The sequence below is a fragment of the Bacillus sp. FSL L8-0152 genome, from assembly GCF_038006365.1.
In the GTDB taxonomy this organism is placed as follows: Bacteria; Bacillota; Bacilli; order Bacillales; family Bacillaceae_G; genus Bacillus_A; species Bacillus_A cereus.
The window spans coordinates 3,225,855-3,245,291 of record NZ_JBBOVB010000001.1 but is presented as its reverse complement, the minus strand read 5'-3'; the positions used below and the strand labels follow the sequence as shown (position 1 = coordinate 3,245,291).

The following is a 19,437-nucleotide window of genomic DNA, read 5'->3' as shown; positions in this document are numbered from 1 at the left end:
TATGAGTATGCATCAAAAACAAGAGCTGTCTTTATTTGCCGAAGAGTTATATCGATATATGTCTCCCGCTACACTTAATCAATTAGCTATAGAATCAGGTGGAATGAAACGAAAACGTAAGTGCCATGGGCACCATTTTTTATCTTTGTGTGTATGGTTAAATCAACAAATCGCTACAACCTCTCTTACTCAACTTTGTAGTCAATTAGAAACTTCAACAGGAATTTTATTAAGTCCTGAGGGACTTAATCGACGATTTAACTCGGCTTCTGTAGCCTTCTTTCGAACTGTATTTACTATACTTCTACAAGCTAAAATTGGAGGGTCATCTACAATTTCTCATTCTCTTTCTGCTTACTTTGAGCGAATTCGCATCCTTGATTCTACAACCTTTCAAGTTCCAAATCGATTCGCAGCTACTTATCCTGGTGCCGGAGGCTGTAGTCATACGGCTGGTGTAAAAATTCAATTAGAGTATGACTTGTTGAGTGGAGAGTTTTCTGATGTGAAAATTGAGCCAGGAAAACGAAGTGATCAGGCATATGGGGCGACTCGAATGGACATGACACAAAAGAATGAACTATATATTCGTGACTTAGGGTATTTTCGTTTACAAGACTTTAAATCGATCCAAGATAAGGAAGGGTATTATTTATCACGTCTTAAATTACCAACTAAAATATATAGAAAAGAATTCGAAACAGTGGTATTTAAAACAAAGCCTGCTCAATTGAGACCGGTATATATGCAAATTCATTTGGAAGACATCATGAACCAATTACAACCTGGCCAAGTGTATGAATTACATGATGTATATGTAGGGAGCAAAGACAAACTACCCACTCGCATTGTGGTTTATAGATGTACAGAGGAGCAAAAACAGAAACGTCTACATGATCGAGCTATTCGTGAAAAGAAAAAAGGGATTACATATACAGAGCGTACGAAACTTTTACAAGGAATTACGGTATATATGACAAATATTCCTATGGAATGGGTACCAAAAGAGAAAATCTATGATTTATATTCACTGCGTTGGCAAATTGAGCTGTTATTTAAAATATGGAAATCTTGGTTTCGAATTCATCGTTGTAAATCTATTAAACAAGAGCGATTAGAATGCCACCTTTATGGACAACTCATTAGTATCCTATTATGTTCTTCTACTATGTTTAAAATGAGAGAACTCCTGTTACGTAAGAAACAGAAAGAGCTAAGTGAATATAAAGCAATGTACATAATTAAAGATTATTTCTTACTTTTTCATCAAGCACTACATAAAAACACCCAAGAATTATCAAAGATTCTCCTTCGTCTGTTTAACCTCCTACAGCGAAACGGACGAAAATCTCACAGATATGAGAAAAAAACAGTCTTTGATATTTTAGGTGTTGTGTATGAGTATACCACCTCTGCCTATCAGGTAGCATAGCGAAAAATTTGAAACCCGTTAGGGTTTATTTGATGTGCCTACTTTTATGTTATCTATAAAAGATAATAAAAGACTACGTGAAAAACACACATTTTGTATAAAAAGATACCTTAAGTTGATGGATGTGTGGTGCTACCCCATGCCCATCAACTTAAGAATGTAGAACTCCCCAAAAAAATTATGAGTTTTTTGTTACAAGTTATCACAAAATTTCGTTTTTGGGTAGTTTTATTTTCTTAGCTTGATGGCGATGAGCGGTACCCCATAAAGGCCCCTGATACATAATTGATGTTCTGCCATTTGTAGAAAACAATCCACTTATACCATTTTAACAAGAAGAAATATCTCGTCCATGTTGTAATATTGGCTTACGTTAAGCTTGTGAAAAAAACATATTCATGTATAATACAATTGATGTATGATGCATTAGTTGTAGGAGGGTGACCTATTTGAAAAGAGAAGATGCCTTAAAACTAAGAACGGATATTAAGAAAATGATTATAATAACTGGGGTTTTTGAATCTCAAAATTTGCCCAATGGACCATTTGAAAAACCTTTACCAACTTCTCAAATGATGGCGTTAGAGGAACTAGAGGTGGAAAAATTAACTGTTTGGCAACTATCCAATAAACTTAGATTAGAGACTTCAACTGTAAGTAGATTGGTAGATAAGTTAGTAAAAAAGGGGCTTGTTTATCGTGAAGTAAATGAAAAAAATAGAAGAGAACTTTTTCTGCACCTCACAGAAAAAGGTCACATAACTGTTAATTGCTTAAGAGAGCAATCCATTACATTTTATCAAAGTATTCTCAATAATTTATCAGAATCAGAACAAAAAATAGTTGTGGATGGTTTTGAATTATTTATTGATTCTATTTCTAAGTCTTTTGATTAGAGTGAGGTAAGTCATAACATTTGGAGGATAAAATGAGTTTGCATTTTGAACGTCCTATTATTGAATTAAAAGAGAAATTTGATGAATTAAAGAAAATTATGAAAGAAAATAATGTAGATTTATCGTCAGAAATTCATGAATTAGAAAAACGTTTAAATAAAATGCAAGATAAAATTTATTCTAATATTACACCTTTTCAACGAGTTCAAATTGCAAGGCTACGTAACCGACCCACGACATTGGACTATATACCTTTATTGTTTACAAACTTTCTCGAACTTCATGGTGATCGATTATATGGTGATGATAAAGCAATGATAGGTGGTATTGCAAAATTTAAAGGAATGCCCGTTACGGTTATTGGTCATCAAAGAGGTAGAAATACAAAGGAAAGTATAGAAAGAAATTTTGGAATGGCACATCCAGAAGGTTATAGAAAAGCGCTAAGACTTATGAAACAAGCTGATAAATTTAATCGCCCTATTATTACATTTATTGATACAATAGGCGCCTATCCAGGGATAGGGTCTGAAGAACGTGGAATTTCTGAAGCGATAGCTCGAAATCTATTTGAAATGACTACACTTAAAGTGCCAATTGTTTGTATTGTAATTGGAGAGGCATCAAGTGGTGGAGCTCTTGGCATTAGTGTCGGTAACCATATCCATATGTTAGAGTATTCATGGTACTCGGTGATTTCGCCAGAAGGAGCAGCATCTATCCTATGGAAGGACGCTAAGTATGCTCCAGAAGCTGCTGAACATATGAAAATTTCAGCAAAAGATTTAAAACATTTAGGAATTATTGATGAAATCATTCCTGAAATTAAAGGTGGAGCACAAAATGATATAAAATCACAGGCAAAAATGATTGAATCTGTAATCGAATTATCTCTAAAAAAATTGATACTATTATCCTCAGAAGAGCTTATACAACAGCGGTATGAAAAGTATAGACAAATAAAGAATTATAAATGAAAATATTTAAAGTCCGTATTACATTTCGGAGGATTCTCGCGGAAAAATTTTAAATATTTTGTAAGTAACCTCTTAAACTGGGATATGCTGATACTATTACTCTACAAAAGATGTGTGATCGGTATGGAAAAGGAAAATTTGTTCAAATGGAAGCATTATCACATACCCATCAACTTAAGAAATTGATTGTTCCCCAAAACGAAAAAATGAGCTGAATTCTCATAAATAATTGTAAAAAGGTGAAAATTTCGTTATGAGGGGGATCACAAAAGCTTAGGTTGATGGCAATGGGGTACCGCCACATCGCTATCAAGCTAAACTTCTGAAATATCCCCAAAACGAAAATTTCATCCTTTCATAGTTGTCCATAGGATCTTAGGGTGATTTTCATTTTTGAGAAGAATACATTTCTCAAATTGATGGCAATTATGGAGGGGTAAAAATAATGTTACGATGTTTATAAAAAATATGCGAAGAAATATGTTAATAGATTTTTTAATAATATTCATATAAAATACTATTTTGACTTAGATTAAACTTTGTTTCAAACAAACATTAAAATTTATTTTAAAGAAAGGGAAATATGGTAGAAAATGAAAGCAAATATTAAAATTATTGAAAAGCTTAAAGAAGAATCTTGTACCTTCTACATTCACAAAGTAACATCTTTTATTCTAGATATGGTATCAACACTAGAGAATAGTTCTGATAACTATTTAATAGTTAATTCAACTCACAAAGGTGAACAAGAAAAAATTTCTTGCTCAACTGTTATTTATTTAGAATATCTTGAAAGGAAGATTTTTGTTTATACAAAAGAAAATATATTTGAGATAAAAAGTCCTTTATATAAATTACAATCTGAACTTCCAGATAATTTCACTAGAATTTCAAAAACTATAATTATCAATATTCATTTTTTAAACAAATTCTCCGCTAAAGCAAACGGAAATTTGGAAGCACTGCTTTCAAACAGAGAAAAAGTAATTGTATCAAGAAAATATGTTTCTTCATTAAAAAAACAGCTAAAAAACCATTCCCGATAACCACTTATGTATTGATTTTTACCACTTATGTTTAAAAGCATTTCTTTATATCTCCTTTGATGTAAATATTAATAAAAACAAAGGAGGATATACAATGTATACTATGATTAAAGAAGTATTTATAAGAACTCCATTATGGGTATGGATATTATTATTCATTTTAATAAAAAGGGGTATTGCTATTTCTCAAGAAAGACCAATTAATTTATCTAAAATGTTCCTTGTTCCCATGATTTTTATGATATGGGGGTTAGATAAAATTATCACTAAATTTTCTTACTTAGGATATTGTTTAATAAGCTATACGATTTTCATTCTTCCAGGTATTATGATTGGATATTTGTTATATGTAAAATATCAAATTTTCTTCAAACAAGAGACGGTTACTTTCAGGAAGAAATGTTACCTTCCATTAATAATTATATTGATTAATTTCTTTGTAAAATATCTCTTAAATGTAACTTTAGGAATGTATGCATCATTTTATGATGATATTTCGTTTAATATAATTTATTCTGCCATAAGTGGACTATCTGTAGGTTTATTTTTTGGCGGAATATTCTACACATTTTATATACAATCAAAATTAAATAACCTTATCTTAAAATCATAAAAAAAGAAGGGAAAGACTTTATTGAAACTAAAAAAACGACTGTATACAGGTTTAGGAACTGGTTCATTTATATACATGATAGTTTTACTATCAAGAAACTATAACATATCTATTACACGAGCTGAGATAATAAGTGTTCTTATAATCTCAGCTTGTGCAGGCATTTTTACATTCATTTTTGATATTGAAAAAATCAGCTATTTGTTCGCCTTGGTAATCCATTTTTTCATGATGATTATAGTTGTCTTTCTTATATCTACATATAACCATTGGATAGAAATATTCCCAACTGCTGATTTTCTTGAAAGTATAGTTTTAATATATGTATTTTCTTGGTTAATATCATTTTTAAATACAAAAAAAGATGCTAAAGAATTAAATATGTTACTAAAAAATAAGAAAAACATTTAAAGTGTCCTTCTTATAAGAAGGATTATGGTAATTAATCAGGTCGCTTGTTTAACAAAAACAACCCTTTTTACGTATGTAAACTTTGGTTAGTTTACGTTGTCTTCCGTTTTCGAACCTCATGTCATCTACGTTTACAATTGGATAGCTACATGAAAATAAAAAATAAGTAAAAAAGTGGAGGATGATTTGTCTAAAAATATAGAATTTTTAACAAAAATTCATAAATATGTTATATAATGATGTTAACAAACTATATTTTAGGCATTACCCCCGATTGTGTAGAATAAATAATTTTTCGATGAGCTAAAGTATTTGGCTAAAAGAACTTGTAGCGGGGCCTTGCTACAAGTTCTTTTATTTTTTCAGTAAAGGAAAATAAGAAAAAAGAAGGGGACACGAGTATGATCGGAAACTTAAAGAAAGCAGCATTGAATTCGTTAGATGGGAAATGGGGGGTAGGTATAGGAGTATCAGCTTTATTCTATTTTGTACCAACCTTAAGTGCATCAGCAATCGCCTTTTTTATGTATTTAATATTTGTACTGTTTATCGGGATAATTGGTCCTGATGCATTATTTATTTATTCAATAGGTGGGCAACCACAAGTAGATCCGGTAGCACTTGCTGCACTTATTCTAAGTTATATTGGTTTATGGGGGGTATGTTTCCTAATTTACAGTGTCATTCAAGGTATCTTTAATTATGGATATTCTGTTTTTACTTTACACTTAGGGAAACAAGAAGAAGTTAAGGTAGACGATGTATTTTCAGGATTTAAAAAGAAGAATTTGTTTAAATCAATGAAGTTAGGTTTAATGCAAGCTATCTTTATTTTTTTATGGAGCCTATTATTTATTGTTCCAGGTATTATTAAATATTTTTCTTATTCCATGTCGTATTACATATTAGTTGAGAATCCTGATTATACAGCAAGTGAAGCATTGAGAGAAAGTAAAAGAATAATGAAAGGACAAAAGCTAAAGTTATTTGTTCTTTGGTTATCATTTATAGGTTGGTTTTTATTAGCAGCATTTATCGGAATGTTTACATTTAATCTATCATTTATTTTTATTTCTCCTTATTACAACACAACTGTCTCACATTTTTACTTAGATTTAGTTAAAAAGCAGGATATTGGAGAAGCGAAGGTAAGTATATAAATAGGAAAAAAGTATGTTTAAGGTGAAAAATATTCGTAGTTGAAAGTGGATATGTGTTTAAGCATATCCACTTTTTAATATTATATTAAAAGTCTTAAGCTACTGGTTATTGTGATTTGGATAAGGATACCGCAAACGTGTTGCAAGTTAGATGGAATAGGTGTAGCACTACATCACTTGTAAGCTACGGTTATAAAATCCTCCTGAACAAAGAATATCCCTTTACAATTACTTATGAGTATTTAGTTCAGCTTTATCAAGCATATACTTACCTACTGTTTGCTTTTTATATATTATAGTAAAGACAGAAATCGGTTATGGCTATAATTCTATATAGGCTTTTTCTCCACCTGGAATCTTGAATGTATTTACATCAAATTCTTTAAATATATATATCTTTATCGCTTCAAAATCCTTACCAAAAGCGAGAGATGGATTTTTTAAGAAATATATTATTTTTTCCTTGTCATAGATTCGGGCTGTAATTATTTCTTTGTCCGAGTGAAACGATAAATTGACTCCTTTGTAAAAATATTCGTAATATCCCTCTTCATCCTGCTCACTCTTATCTTCAAAAGGAACAGATTCAATATAATATATAGTGCTATTTACATTTATTGATTTCATATAGCGTTACTCCCTTTTCAAGAATATCCATAAGAAATTATATAGTCTCTGTGTATTATACCAAAAATAGGGAATCTACTTTTGGAATTGTAAATAATATATAGGATCAAATTAAAATCTTTATATTATTTTTCATATTAGGGGTCGCCATATGTGCCCATCACTTAAGAATTTAAACCCTCAAGATGAAAATTTTGTGTATTTTTTACAGAAAACAACTAATTTTTCATCTTGGGGGTATTTGCTTTTCTTATCTTGATGGCAATGGGGTCCCGCCAACAAGATAAGAATTTTGCACGCTAAGCAAAAATACAATAAGCTGTCCATATGGGCAGCTTATATACATAATTCTCGTTATTGGAAGTTATTCTATATTGTTCTTAAATAAACTTAATATTTGTTGAGCATCTGTATCCCTTATTATATAATGTTCGAGATTTTTTTGTTCTTCATTGTCTTGACGAGCAATTACAACTTTTTTATTCTCTAGCCAAATTAAATATGTTTCACTGGAACTATCTTGGTAATTTACATTCATTTGATAATCAATATTTGCTTTGGCCTCATCATCTAGCAAAAGAGGAATAACTCTTTCTCGATCCTTATCTATTCCTGCATGTTCCATAGATTTAATAATTTGATCAAACTCTAGATTTATAGCTGTTTTTTTATTTTTTACCTTAGTTGATATAAGCTCAATTTTCTTTATTTCCTTTCCTTGAAAGAAAATTTGTTTGCGATTTTCTTCTTGTTGTATTGAGGCAGTTTTTACTTTTGGTTGTTCAGTAGTAGATGTACTACCAGTGTTTGTCTCAGTCGAACAAGCGGATAAATATAGGAATAATGATAAGGTCAGAAATGATATATTTTTATTCATAAATTAACTCCTTTTTTTATGGATAATATTCTCTTTCACCATGTAATAAACCTTTTTAAAGGGGAGAAGCTATCTACTCTTCGTATGAATACCTTATACACTTGAAGTTAACATAACGTCTCATTGTCGGTAGCAAGTTTTTCATAGAATCCTTGTTTTTACTAAATTTTTTGTCTCTATGTCTATCTATCACTTATACAAGATTTTATACATCATTGATATAGCGGAGATTTTAGGGATCTTCGCTATTCTTTTTCGCATAAAATCTTGTATAAAAAAGTAGTTAGACTAGTGTGTTTTACTCCAATTCATTTCAAAATATAATTGGAAATTCATCTTTAAATTAAAAAAAGAAGGGGTTACCTATATATATTAATAACTTCGAAATATTGTATAACAGATAATTTTTATTGTGCTAACGAATCAGGATAGTGTGGCGACCGACCAACTAAATAGTTGCTTCTCCTCAATTATTAGAAGGGAAGTTCTATCATTTCGCGAATTTATTAGACATAGATGAGTGCTATAATTTTCTATATTTACATAAAGAGGTGACTACGCATGAATCAAAGACCGTCAGAAGAAGAATACGCCGGGAACTCCGGTGAATATATCCGTTTGGTGCCGGACGGTAACATCATCAACATTCTGCTCGCCCAGGAAAAGCAAATGACTGAGCTCCTGGCATCGTTGACCGAAAGCCAGGCCGCATATCGGTATGCGGAAGGAAAATGGACGCTGAAAGAAGTCGTGGGCCACATTGCAGACGCGGAACGCGTCATGACCTACCGCCTGCTCCGGTTCGCAAGAGGGGACCAGACGCCTCTGACCGGTTTCGATCAGGAATTGTTCCTACCTCCTTTCGGAAGCTGGACAACCGCGCAATTGGCCGAAGACTACCGGGCCGTAAGGCAATCAACGATCACATTGCTGCGCGGGCTACCGGCTGAGGCATGGAATCGTAAGGGCACAGCCAACAACCTAAGCATTACGGCACGCGCCCTCGCGTACGGCATCGCAGGACACGAACTTCATCACATGGGAATCATCCGAAACCGGTACTTGAGTTAATCGTCGGCTGAGATCTTTGAAATGGAACAAACACCTCTCATACAATCTTAGATACCGTTCTTATTGGGGTCCCGCCCCACAACCATCAACTTAAGGATTTAGACTATTTTTGAGATTAAAAGCACGTTACTATTCTCTTATGTTAATGAGAAAGGGTGACGTGCTTTTTATGAATATGCACCAAAAACAAGAGTTATCTTTATTTGCCGAAGAGTTATATCGATTTTTCTCATTTGGGGGTATTTGTTTTTCTTAGATTGATGGTAATGGGGCACTACTTTATAATAATCAAATTAAAAGTTAAATAGTTATAGAGACTCCATTACTAGGAAATATTGTAACTATTAAGTTGTAAAAAGAACCGTAGTTTTTCATTTTTGAAAAGGAGATGGTCCTTTTTAGTTGTAGCAAAGATATAATGCGAGGAAGTTTTTTCTAAATCAAAAAAAATTGATGAATTAGTTGCATAAAGAACTAAACAGCATATATACTATAAACATCAAAAAAAGTTGATGAAGGGAAGTGAACTACAGTGGCACAAGATTTCCAGCTCTATGAGAAAAAGTTTAAAGCGTTGGCGGATCAGAAACGTTTAGAAATCATGTATGAGCTTTGCCAGCGGGGTCAGACATGTGTATGTGATTTAACAGAAGTTTTTGAAATGACACAATCTAAGTTGTCCTATCATTTAAAGATTTTATTAGATGCAGGTTTAATTATAAAAGAAACAAAGGGTACGTGGAGTTATTATGATTTAAATGATGCGGAAGTGAATAATTTATTATCAGAAGAATTGTGCTGTATCTTTAGAAAAACAGGCAAAGGTAGCTGCTGTTAAAATTTTGCGTTATTAATCAAAAAAAATTGATTAATGATATATAAAGAGGAGGAATAATGTATGAGATATGTTCACGTCGGTATAAACGTTACGAATTTAGAAAAGTCTATTGAATTTTATGAAAAGGTATTTGGTGTATCACCAGTTAAGGTGAAAACGGATTATGCAAAATTTTTATTAGAAAATCCAGGTCTTAATTTCACGCTGAACGTACGAGATGAAGTGAATGGAAATCAGGTAAATCACTTTGGTTTCCAAGTGGATACAACTGAAGAAATTACATTACATAAAGAACGATTAGAAAAAGAAGGTTTCTTTGCGCGTGATGAGATGGATACGACTTGTTGCTATGCAGTACAAGATAAGTTTTGGGTAACGGATCCCGATGGTAATGAGTGGGAGTTCTTTTATACAAAAGCAGATAGTGATGTTCACAAAATAGAAGATTCATCTTGTTGCACCACTTCAAATGAGGTAGCTAAAAATTCTTGTTGTTAATAGGAGATGGAAAATAAAATGAAACGTTTATCTTTTCTAGACCGATATTTAACACTATGGATCTTTCTAGCGATGGCTGTTGGGATTGGTTTAGGGTTTGTGTTTCCTAGTGTAGTAGATGGACTAAATACATTACAGGTTGGAACGACGTCTATTCCGCTGGCTGTTGGTTTAATTATAATGATGTATCCACCGTTAGCGAAAGTTCGCTATGAGGAAATGGGCCGAGTATTTAAAGATGTAAAAGTGTTAGTTCTATCTTTAGTACAAAATTGGATTATTGGTCCGGTACTTATGTTTGTGTTAGCAATTATTTTTCTTCCTGATAAACCAGAATACATGGTTGGTCTCATTATAATTGGGTTAGCACGTTGTATTGCAATGGTCATTGTTTGGAACGATCTTGCCGATGGAGATAAAGAGTATGCGGCAGGTTTAGTTGCTTTTAATTCGGTATTCCAAATGCTCTTTTTCTCAGTTTATGCATACGTATTTGTAACTGTAATTCCAGAATGGTTAGGGATTGAAGGTGCTATTGTCGATATTACAATGATAGAAGTAGCAAAATCAGTATTTATCTATTTAGGAATTCCTTTTATAGCAGGTATGTTAACACGTTTTGTACTCGTTAAGTTAAAAGGAAGAGAATGGTATGAAAAGGTGTTTATACCGAAGATTAGTCCACTTACATTACTTGCATTATTATTTACAATCATCATTATGTTCTCTTTAAAAGGGGAGATGATTGTTAGCGTACCATTAGATGTGGTAAGAATAGCGATTCCGTTATTAATCTATTTTATTGTAATGTTTTTTGTATCTTTTTTTATGGGAAGAAAAATTGGTGCAAACTATCCGGTGACGACAACGTTAGCATTTACAGCAGGTAGTAATAACTTTGAGTTAGCAATTGCTGTAGCAGTTGGGGTGTTTGGTATTCATTCAGGCGCAGCATTTGCAGCAGTTATCGGACCATTAGTTGAAGTACCTGTAATGATTGCACTTGTAAACGTTGCTTTTTGGTTTAAACGTAAATATTTTAATGACCAACCAGTCTAAATATAAAATAAAGGTGGAAAATACCATGGAAAACAAAAAGACAATCTATTTCTTATGTACAGGAAATTCATGCCGAAGCCAAATGGCAGAAGCGTGGGGCAAACAATATTTAGGTGATAAATGGAATGTATATTCTGCAGGAATTGAAGCACATGGAGTAAATCCAAATGCAATTAAAGCAATGAACGAAGTAAATATCGACATAACAAATCAAACATCAGATATAATTGATGCAAACATTTTAAATAGTGCTGATTTAGTCGTTACGCTGTGTAGTCATGCGGATTCTGTTTGTCCATCTACTCCGCCGCATGTAAATCGTGTTCATTGGGGATTTGATGATCCAGCAGGAAAAGAGTGGTCCGAATTTCAACGTGTTCGTGATGAAATTGGTGAACGTATAAAGCGATTCTCTGAAACAGGGGAGTAAATAAAGGAAAGAGTCAATCTTCTATCTTATAGGGGATTGGCTCTTTTTTATTATGTATTTCATTTACTTATCGCATCGCTTTAAAACCACTCTTAGAAATAATACAGAATATTATGTGAAGATGGTAAAGTTTCATTTTATAATTTTTACTTTATTAAAAGTTGATTTGTTAGAAAGGATAATCATTTATTGATATAATGAATGGATGCGTGGCAGGGAATAGATAGAAAGATACTGCTAGTAATTTATACTTCAAATGTTGGGAGATTGGACAGAGTTATGGGGACAGAAAAAGAAATTAGTTCCGCTAAATTAATATGGAAGATGACGCGCCCGCATACATTAACGGCGACGTTTTCTCCTGTAATTTTAGGGACAGTGGCATCACTTTATGTTGCCAAAATTGATTGGCTTTTATTTATTGCGATGATGCTTGCATGTTTAGCGCTGCAAATAGCAACGAACTTATTTAATGAGTACTATGATTTCAAACGTGGATTAGATACCGCTGAATCCGTTGGCATCGGTGGCGGAATTGTCCGTCATGGATTGAAGCCAAAAAATGTGTTAACAGTTGCGCTTTTATTGTATGTCGTAGCAGCATTTATTGGCATTTATATTTGTATGAATAGCAGCTGGTGGTTAGTTGTCATTGGTTTAATTGGGATGGCAGTTGGCTATTTATATACAGGCGGTCCATTACCAATTGCGTACACTCCGTTTGGAGAATTAGTTTCTGGTTTGTTAATGGGGACATGTTTTGTAATCATTGCTTTCTTTATTCAAACGAATACTGTAACGATTGAAAGTGTATTGATTTCCATTCCAATTGGAATTTTAGTCGGTGCAATCAATATGTCAAATAACATCCGAGATATCGAAGAAGATATTAAAGGTGGAAGAAAGACATTAGTAATCCTCCTTGGGAGAGAAAAAGCTGTGGTAACACTAGCGGTAGCCTTTTTCATTGCGTATTTATGGATTGCCGTAATTGTATTAATGGGTTATATAAGCCCTTGGGCATTAGTTATGTTCCTAGGTTTGAGAAAGCCAATTTCTGCGATTCAAAGTTTCCAAAAAGGGGCAAAGGATCCTGGATATATGCGCATCGCAATGAAATCAACAGCGATGACAAATACGATTTTCGGCTTCTTGTTGTCAGCAGGATTATTAATTAGTTATTTGTTTTAAATAACTTAACCCCAATTTCTCGATTTTAGTATAGAGAAATTGGGGTTTTATTTTGAGTTTTTTACGTTATAAACTATTATCATTTGAAATGTATATACCAATAAATTGCAACTTCATCACTTGTCTTATCCAAACCTTTATAAACAAGAAAATCAAACCCACCAATTACAAATCCACATTTTTCATAAAATTTACATGCTGCGACATTATTATTTTGCGTTTCAAGCATGATACCTGGCATATTTCCTTTTTTTGCCCACTGCTTTGCTTGATCAACTAATCTTTTACCAACTCCGAGTGTACGATATTTTTTATCTACCGTTATATCTTCTATGTAAGCATAGTGGTTCCAATTCTTTTTCAATACCATTAATCCAATGATTTGGTTATGTAACAGTGCTATGTAAATGACTTGATTAGGTTTATTTATATATTCATTGTAAGCCAGTTCTTCATTATCATCTTGATTTTGTAAATAACTTTTTTCATAACTTGGAACGTCTTCTACTGTATATTCTATACGTTTATTTCCTTTGGAAAGAGAAAGAATTAACCGAGCATTCACTATAAAACTGTCATCAATCTCCGGGAGATTATCTAAATCATTTGTTTCTAACTCTCTAATTACAAGGTTCATCGGGGCACCTCCACATAATAATATTTCTTCTAGTTATTCATTTGGTTCAAATGAATTCCAATTACAAAATTATAATAGAATTTCAATAGTACGGCTATCTTTGTATTTTATCTTTATACCAGTATGTTGTTATCTTGATATAAAAATATTGTTTAGAAAGAGTAGTATCTTTTATTTTGGATGTATATCCAGTTTTCAAATTTAACTGTAGTAGAGAAACAAATATTTTTTTAAAGAGTGGATGCCATACGTTATTCTTTAACTAAATTCGACATTATCTGCATTTTATCTTCACCTTCCTCTATTAATCTATTTATTGTAAACATCAGCTGGAGTTAATGCTCAGCTGTATAAATAATGAATATAAAAATTAATAGGGAAAGGATCGAAAAATAATGAAAGAATCACAAAGTAAGAAAAAAACAAGTCGACTAACTAAGGTAATAATATCTCTAGGAGTTGTTTTAGCAACGACCTTTTTCACCTTCTTTTTAATTGGAAAATGGAACTCTATCCCAGCGAAGGGAATAGCTAACGAAAGTAGTAATCAAGTTAACACGCAACAACAAGAAAAGAAAAAAGAAACACCACCGGCAAAACAGAAAAGACCTGATGGAAAACCGGTAGGAAAGGTTGTTTATTTAACATTCGATGACGGTCCTAGCGAATTAACTGGGAAGTTTTTAGATGTACTAAAAGAGCAAAATGTTGCGTCGACATTTTTTATGCAAGGTAGCAATTTACAAAATACAGGTTTTCAGGAAAACGTAAAACGAGCGGTAAAAGAAGGACATTATATTGGTGCTCATAGTATGACACATAATAGTGATAAGCTATACAAAAAAGGACAATTTGTAACGGAGATGAAAGAAACGTTAGCTCTTATTCATAATATTACGGGTACAACTCCTAAACTAGTCCGTCCCCCATATGGATCTGCACCAGGATTAAAGGGCGAGGACATTCGTAACAAAATCGTAGAAGCAGGAATAAAAGTTTGGGATTGGACGATAGATTCAAATGATTGGAAATTAAAAGATAATCCCATTCAGATTATCGAAAATGTAAAGAAACAGACAACAGAAGAAGTTGAAGTTGTATTAATGCATGAAAAGGCGCAAACATTACAAGCTCTTCCTGAAATTATTAAATTTTATAAGGAGCAAGGGTATGAATTTGGGGTATATAATGACGAGGATCATTTTCGTCTAAACTTCCAAAAAGATCAACGTCTATAGTATAAACATAGTTATTTTAAAAAGGTGTTTTTATTACTAAATCAATAATTAAGCCAAAAGACGATTTCCTATACAATAAAGAAATCGGCTTTTTTTATAAAGTTGACTTTTTGATCAAAAAGGTTTATTCTACTTGTGCAAGTAACGACTTGCATTCGGGTTTGGATAAAGATTATGTGAAAGTTGGATGAAACGTGAATGAAATGACAAATACATCAGAACGTATTATTGAGGCTTTTTTAGAACTATTTCGCACTCATGGCTATAAGGGAACGACGACTCGCTCGATTTCGGAATTAGCGGGCGTAAACGAAGTAACGATCTTTCGGAATTTCGGAAGCAAAAAGAATATTATGGAAAAAGCTGTCGAATCTTTATCGCGTGATATGGAATTGAATAAATTAATGCCTGGAGAGATGACTTGGAATCTTGAAGATGACTTGCTATCTATTGCAGAAGGATATCTTGCATATATAGAAAAGTTAAAGGATTTAATTTTGATTAGTTTTCAGGAAGCTGAAATGTTCCCAGAGCTCAAAGAAAAAATTGCATTAATTCCTAAACAATTAAAAGATAATTTGGTTTCATATTTCATTGAGATGAGAGAAAAGGGAAAGCTTATTGAAACTGATATGGAAGCTCAGGCGATGAACTTTATTTGGATGAATTTCGGTTACTTTCTTTCTAACTCACGCTTTGGTGACAATTTATTTTCCAATTCAAAAGAGATTTTTTTAAAACATAGTGTCCAACTATTTTCTAGGGGGCTAACTCCCTAGGTCTTTTTTTGTACCTAATGCAAGTAAGTACTTGCTATAATAAAACAACAAGGAGTACGACAATGAAAACTTTAAAAAATTTCTTTAAATTCCCTCCAACATTCATTGGAATTGCAACAGCATTTGCCTTTCTGTTAATTTTCTTTTGTGTGTGGATGACTGCATACGATGGTGTTACGGATCGGGTAAACCAATTAAAAGTCGGATTAGTTAATGAAGATAATCAAATGGGAACCGATATTGAAAAAAGCTTGAAGGAAAATCTACCCTTTAAAGTTAAAAGCTATAGCTCGGTAACGCACGCCCAAAAAGATATGGATAACAGGAACTTAGATATGGTTATTCAAATTCCTGCAAATTTCTCAAGCCTATTGAAAGAAAATAATACTACAGAGATTAACTATTTCATCAATCAAGCAAACTCATCTTTGGCAAAACAGATTATGGAAGGCGCGGCAAAGGATATTACGCAAACAGTTAATAAAAATGTATATGCGTATAAACAAAAGCTTATTTCATCTAACCTATCTAACGAACTAAGTACAGTGATGCCGTCAGAAGAATTGGTCCAAAAGTTATCAGAAAACATTACGAAAGCTATGAGTTCATTAAACATTGATTCTGTGCAATCATCTGTCGAAAAAACAAACAATACAGATGGCTTTGCAGCAACCATGATTCCATTTTTAATTGTTCTTGCTTCATGGGTTGGAGCGATGCTTATGAGTTTAAATCTTAATATTGTTGCAACAATATTAAAAAACACGCACGGAAAATGGTCTATATTTTTATCAAGACAAGTTATTAACATTGTCGTATCTGTTATTTTAGCTATTATCACGTTATTATTAATGACCTTATTTAATGTTAAATTGAATACAAGCTTGTTTGAAACATGGATATTCCAAACTCTTGTCTTTTTCTCTTTTTTAAGCGTAACGCAAATGTTTATCGTTCTATTTGGTCCTGCTGGTATGATGTTTAATATCATATCGCTGTCAGTACAATTAGTTACTTGTGGAGTAATTGTTCCAAAAGTGTTGATATCCATTTTTTACCAAATTGTCGGTTCTCTTTTCCCTGGAACTTATGTAGCTGACGGATATCAAACAATAATTTTTGGTGGGGGAAATCTATCACACGATATGAATATTCTTCTTTGCACTTCAATTATTACCATTCTTATAGCGGTGGGGAGAATTATGCTGCAAAGAGATAGTAAAAGTGAATTGATCAAACAAACTGCCAACAGATAAAAAGCTTATATTACATGTGAAGTGCACCCTGATTGCTAAACAAAGTCTAACAATCGAGGGGCACTTTTTTTAGTCAAATTCTCTTAGCGTACGAAATTCGCGTTTTTCTCCGTAGCGAAATAGGGCTCATATGCTCTAACCTCATTCTATTAGTAAATAGCCTGCAATCATTGTCCTCTGTACATGAAATAAATTTGGTTTGTAATATAATCTGAACTAAAATGAAGTCCGTTTTTTATCCACCACATAATGATTCCTACCAATGAAGCGGTTTTAATCTCAATGGCAACATAATCTTCGGGTAGCTCTGTCTCACTATTATTTCTGCGCGTTTCTACTAATTTCTTTATTAATAGAAATAATTGTTCCTCAAAATGATTCATATTAAATAAAACAGATAAATAATTTCGATGAATATATAAATAATCAAGTAATTGTGTTAGCTGTTGTTTTTCTGATAAATTGCTTACGTGTATTAAAGCGGTAATTTTATTAGAAAGTTCGTTTAAAATTTCATCAGTGAGTTGCATGAGTAAATCCTGAATATCTTGATAGTGTAAGTAAAATGTTGTCCGATTTAATCCAGCTTCGTTTGCAATTTTCTGGACTGTTAAATTTGAAATAGTGGATTCCTCTTGTAAAAGGGAATAGACGGCATTTTTAAACATTTCTCTTGAACGAAGTGTACGAGGATCCTCTTTTTTAGATGTAGACATTTTGAAACTCCTTTATAGATTTTTCTTTGACTTTCTCGACATAGCATATTTTCAATGTCGATTAATGAACATTTTCAACAAAATTGTTCATGGTCAGGAATATGTATCTTTGTTACTATGAATTTTATCGACACTGTGTCGATAATGCAACTATAGAAAAAGGGAGTTTACAAATGGAGAAGGGAATAACAGAAAGAAATAAGAAAATTTTATTACTTGTACTAATTGCTGGATGTTTTTTATCAACATTAAACCAGACGTTACTTAATGTGGCAATGAGTAACTTAATGGAAGTATTTGATGTTACAGCTGCAACTGTACAATGGTTAGCAACAGGTTTTATGCTCGTAAACGGTGTTTTAGTGCCAATTACGGCATTTTTAATGAAACGTTTTACAACGAGGCAATTATTTATTAGCTCAATGATTTTTTTATTGATCGGAACATTACTATGTGCCGGTGCCATCAATTTTGGCATGTTATTAACAGGAAGAATGATTCAAGCAATTGGGGCAGGAATTATTATGCCGCTCATGATGACAGTTATTTTATATTTATATCCTAGTGAAAAGCGCGGGAGTGTTATGGGAACTATCGGCTTTGCTATGATTTTTGCGCCAGCCATTGCTCCAACGTTATCTGGTTTTATCATTGAATATGTATCATGGAGATGGTTATTTATTGGATTAGCTCCATTTGTATTCATCGTCATTATTCTTGCGCTAAAATATTTAATGAACGTTGCAGATACGACAAAAGCAAGATTGGATATTGTAAGTGTCATTTTATCAACGATTGGCTTTGGTTGTGTTTTATTTGGATTCAGTAGTGCAGGAAGTAAGGGATGGGATCACCCGATTGTTATTACGACAATTATTACCGGGGTACTTGTTACAACGCTATTTTGCTTACGTCAAATAAAGTCTAACGATCCATTATTAAATTTATCCGTATTTAAGTATAAAATTTTTACTCTTACATCAGTGATCAATGTACTTATCACGATGATTATGTATGCTGATTTAATTCTTTTACCGATTTACTTACAAAACGGAAGAGGCTTTACCGCATTTGAATCAGGTTTACTTCTATTACCTGGAGCGGTCATTAATGCATTCTTATCACCAATTACAGGTAAAATGTATGATAAATACGGAGCAAAACCACTCTTTATTACAGGGTTAGTATTTATCATTATTTCGATGTGGGGGGTAATTGATTTAACTGAATCCACAACGTATATGTATGTAATGGTGCGTACTATTCTTTTACGGATTGGGCTAAGTTTCATTTCAATGCCTTTAAATACAGCAGGACTAAATGCTTTACCTAGAGAATTAGGTTCACATGGTTCAGCCGTAAATAATACGGTTCGTCAATTAGCCGGTGCTATTGGAACAGCTGTTGTTATTACTATATATACAACTCAAGCAACTTCACACGCTTCAGAGTTATCTTTAGAAAATGGAAACATTACAGCTATTCAACTAGCTAAATTATCCTCTATTTTCGGCTCAAGTGATGCGTATCTATTCATGTTATTTTTATCTTTCGTAGCATTAATCTTTGCATGTTTCATGCCTAAAAAAGTGGCAACTCAAAAACTTGAAAGTAAGGCAAGTAATTAGAATCGTTTATAGAGTAGTTTAGAAAGTATATGATGGAAGAAAAGCAAGGGATCTAAT

At 32.7% G+C, this 19,437-nt stretch carries 21 protein-coding genes; 17 read left to right on the top strand and 4 right to left on the bottom strand.

Translation table 11 applies throughout. The features are described from left to right. The first annotated feature begins 1 nt into the window (after nucleotide 1). The 7 genes from MHH27_RS16270 (at nucleotide 2) to MHH27_RS16240 (ending at nucleotide 6,535) form a co-directional block, all read left to right on the top strand. Nucleotides 2-1,432, top strand: a complete 1,431-nt coding sequence (locus MHH27_RS16270; RefSeq protein WP_340944859.1) for an IS4-like element ISBce2 family transposase — start codon at nucleotides 2-4, stop codon at nucleotides 1,430-1,432. 449 nt (nucleotides 1,433-1,881) lie between these two features. Beyond that, on the top strand, nucleotides 1,882-2,328 hold the full coding sequence (locus MHH27_RS16265; protein WP_002094076.1) for a MarR family winged helix-turn-helix transcriptional regulator: 447 nt from the start codon (nucleotides 1,882-1,884) through the stop codon (nucleotides 2,326-2,328). Nucleotides 2,329-2,360: 32 nt separating this feature from the next. Then, entirely contained in the window at nucleotides 2,361-3,305 is a 945-nt protein-coding gene (locus MHH27_RS16260; RefSeq protein WP_000052084.1) for an acetyl-CoA carboxylase carboxyltransferase subunit alpha, read from the top strand. A 593-nt stretch (nucleotides 3,306-3,898) separates the two neighbouring features. Beyond that, nucleotides 3,899-4,351 (top strand): LytTR family DNA-binding domain-containing protein, encoded by a 453-nt coding sequence (locus MHH27_RS16255; protein ID WP_061660782.1) that lies wholly within the window; start codon nucleotides 3,899-3,901, stop codon nucleotides 4,349-4,351. Nucleotides 4,352-4,445: 94 nt separating this feature from the next. Continuing rightward, nucleotides 4,446-4,964, top strand: coding sequence for a hypothetical protein (locus MHH27_RS16250; RefSeq protein WP_061660781.1), 519 nt, complete (start codon nucleotides 4,446-4,448; stop codon nucleotides 4,962-4,964). Nucleotides 4,965-4,985: 21 nt separating this feature from the next. Then, a complete protein-coding gene (locus MHH27_RS16245) occupies nucleotides 4,986-5,375 on the top strand; it encodes a DUF3021 domain-containing protein (protein WP_061660780.1) in 390 nt (129 codons plus the stop codon). A 401-nt stretch (nucleotides 5,376-5,776) separates the two neighbouring features. Next, the gene (locus tag MHH27_RS16240) at nucleotides 5,777-6,535 is read left to right on the top strand and encodes a DUF975 family protein (RefSeq protein WP_061660779.1); all 759 of its coding nucleotides are present in this window, start codon (nucleotides 5,777-5,779) and stop codon (nucleotides 6,533-6,535) included. 321 nt (nucleotides 6,536-6,856) lie between these two features. Here the strand turns inward: MHH27_RS16240 and MHH27_RS16235 are convergent, their stop codons facing one another. Both MHH27_RS16235 and MHH27_RS16230 read right to left on the bottom strand, forming a co-directional pair. Beyond that, nucleotides 6,857-7,162 carry a hypothetical protein gene (locus tag MHH27_RS16235; protein ID WP_340943342.1) on the bottom strand — a complete coding sequence of 102 codons (306 nt, stop codon included), beginning with the start codon at nucleotides 7,160-7,162 and terminating at the stop codon, nucleotides 6,857-6,859. 364 nt (nucleotides 7,163-7,526) lie between these two features. Beyond that, on the bottom strand, nucleotides 7,527-8,039 hold the full coding sequence (locus MHH27_RS16230; protein ID WP_061660777.1) for a hypothetical protein: 513 nt from the start codon (nucleotides 8,037-8,039) through the stop codon (nucleotides 7,527-7,529). A gap of 561 nt (nucleotides 8,040-8,600) precedes the next feature. On the opposite strand from MHH27_RS16230, the gene MHH27_RS16225 reads away from it, so the two are divergent. The 6 genes from MHH27_RS16225 to menA all read left to right on the top strand — a co-directional run bounded on the left by MHH27_RS16225 (nucleotide 8,601) and on the right by menA (nucleotide 13,126). Next, nucleotides 8,601-9,110: a DinB family protein gene (locus MHH27_RS16225; protein ID WP_001076303.1), complete on the top strand. Its 510-nt coding sequence runs from the start codon at nucleotides 8,601-8,603 to the stop codon at nucleotides 9,108-9,110. 532 nt (nucleotides 9,111-9,642) lie between these two features. Further along, a complete protein-coding gene (gene arsR / locus MHH27_RS16220) occupies nucleotides 9,643-9,948 on the top strand; it encodes an arsenical resistance operon transcriptional regulator ArsR (protein ID WP_340943340.1) in 306 nt (101 codons plus the stop codon). A gap of 60 nt (nucleotides 9,949-10,008) precedes the next feature. Next, on the top strand, nucleotides 10,009-10,446 hold the full coding sequence (locus MHH27_RS16215) for an ArsI/CadI family heavy metal resistance metalloenzyme (RefSeq protein WP_001271008.1): 438 nt from the start codon (nucleotides 10,009-10,011) through the stop codon (nucleotides 10,444-10,446). Nucleotides 10,447-10,464: 18 nt separating this feature from the next. Then, nucleotides 10,465-11,505: an ACR3 family arsenite efflux transporter gene (arsB, locus tag MHH27_RS16210; protein ID WP_098508893.1), complete on the top strand. Its 1,041-nt coding sequence runs from the start codon at nucleotides 10,465-10,467 to the stop codon at nucleotides 11,503-11,505. A 25-nt stretch (nucleotides 11,506-11,530) separates the two neighbouring features. Beyond that, nucleotides 11,531-11,935 (top strand): arsenate reductase (thioredoxin), encoded by a 405-nt coding sequence (gene arsC / locus MHH27_RS16205; RefSeq protein ID WP_000428354.1) that lies wholly within the window; start codon nucleotides 11,531-11,533, stop codon nucleotides 11,933-11,935. Between the two features lie 279 nt (nucleotides 11,936-12,214). Next, complete coding sequence (gene menA / locus MHH27_RS16200) at nucleotides 12,215-13,126, top strand: 1,4-dihydroxy-2-naphthoate polyprenyltransferase (RefSeq protein WP_000536367.1); 912 nt, start codon at nucleotides 12,215-12,217, stop codon at nucleotides 13,124-13,126. Between the two features lie 79 nt (nucleotides 13,127-13,205). On the opposite strand, the gene satA is transcribed toward menA, so the two are convergent. Continuing rightward, entirely contained in the window at nucleotides 13,206-13,763 is a 558-nt protein-coding gene (gene satA, locus MHH27_RS16195; RefSeq protein WP_001054993.1) for a streptothricin N-acetyltransferase SatA, read from the bottom strand. Nucleotides 13,764-14,158: 395 nt separating this feature from the next. Between satA and MHH27_RS16190 the strand changes: the two genes are divergently transcribed. The 3 genes from MHH27_RS16190 (at nucleotide 14,159) to MHH27_RS16180 (ending at nucleotide 17,036) form a co-directional block, all read left to right on the top strand. After that, nucleotides 14,159-15,001 (top strand): polysaccharide deacetylase family protein, encoded by an 843-nt coding sequence (locus MHH27_RS16190; protein WP_000665176.1) that lies wholly within the window; start codon nucleotides 14,159-14,161, stop codon nucleotides 14,999-15,001. Nucleotides 15,002-15,195: 194 nt separating this feature from the next. After that, nucleotides 15,196-15,780, top strand: coding sequence for a TetR/AcrR family transcriptional regulator (locus MHH27_RS16185; protein WP_001004645.1), 585 nt, complete (start codon nucleotides 15,196-15,198; stop codon nucleotides 15,778-15,780). A 62-nt stretch (nucleotides 15,781-15,842) separates the two neighbouring features. Beyond that, nucleotides 15,843-17,036, top strand: coding sequence for a YhgE/Pip domain-containing protein (locus MHH27_RS16180; protein WP_340943335.1), 1,194 nt, complete (start codon nucleotides 15,843-15,845; stop codon nucleotides 17,034-17,036). 167 nt (nucleotides 17,037-17,203) lie between these two features. Here the strand turns inward: MHH27_RS16180 and MHH27_RS16175 are convergent, their stop codons facing one another. Then, nucleotides 17,204-17,752 (bottom strand): TetR/AcrR family transcriptional regulator, encoded by a 549-nt coding sequence (locus MHH27_RS16175; protein WP_000107858.1) that lies wholly within the window; start codon nucleotides 17,750-17,752, stop codon nucleotides 17,204-17,206. Nucleotides 17,753-17,925: 173 nt separating this feature from the next. Between MHH27_RS16175 and MHH27_RS16170 the strand changes: the two genes are divergently transcribed. Then, nucleotides 17,926-19,380, top strand: a complete 1,455-nt coding sequence (locus tag MHH27_RS16170) for a DHA2 family efflux MFS transporter permease subunit (RefSeq protein WP_098250564.1) — start codon at nucleotides 17,926-17,928, stop codon at nucleotides 19,378-19,380. Nucleotides 19,381-19,437: the final 57 nt, after the last annotated feature.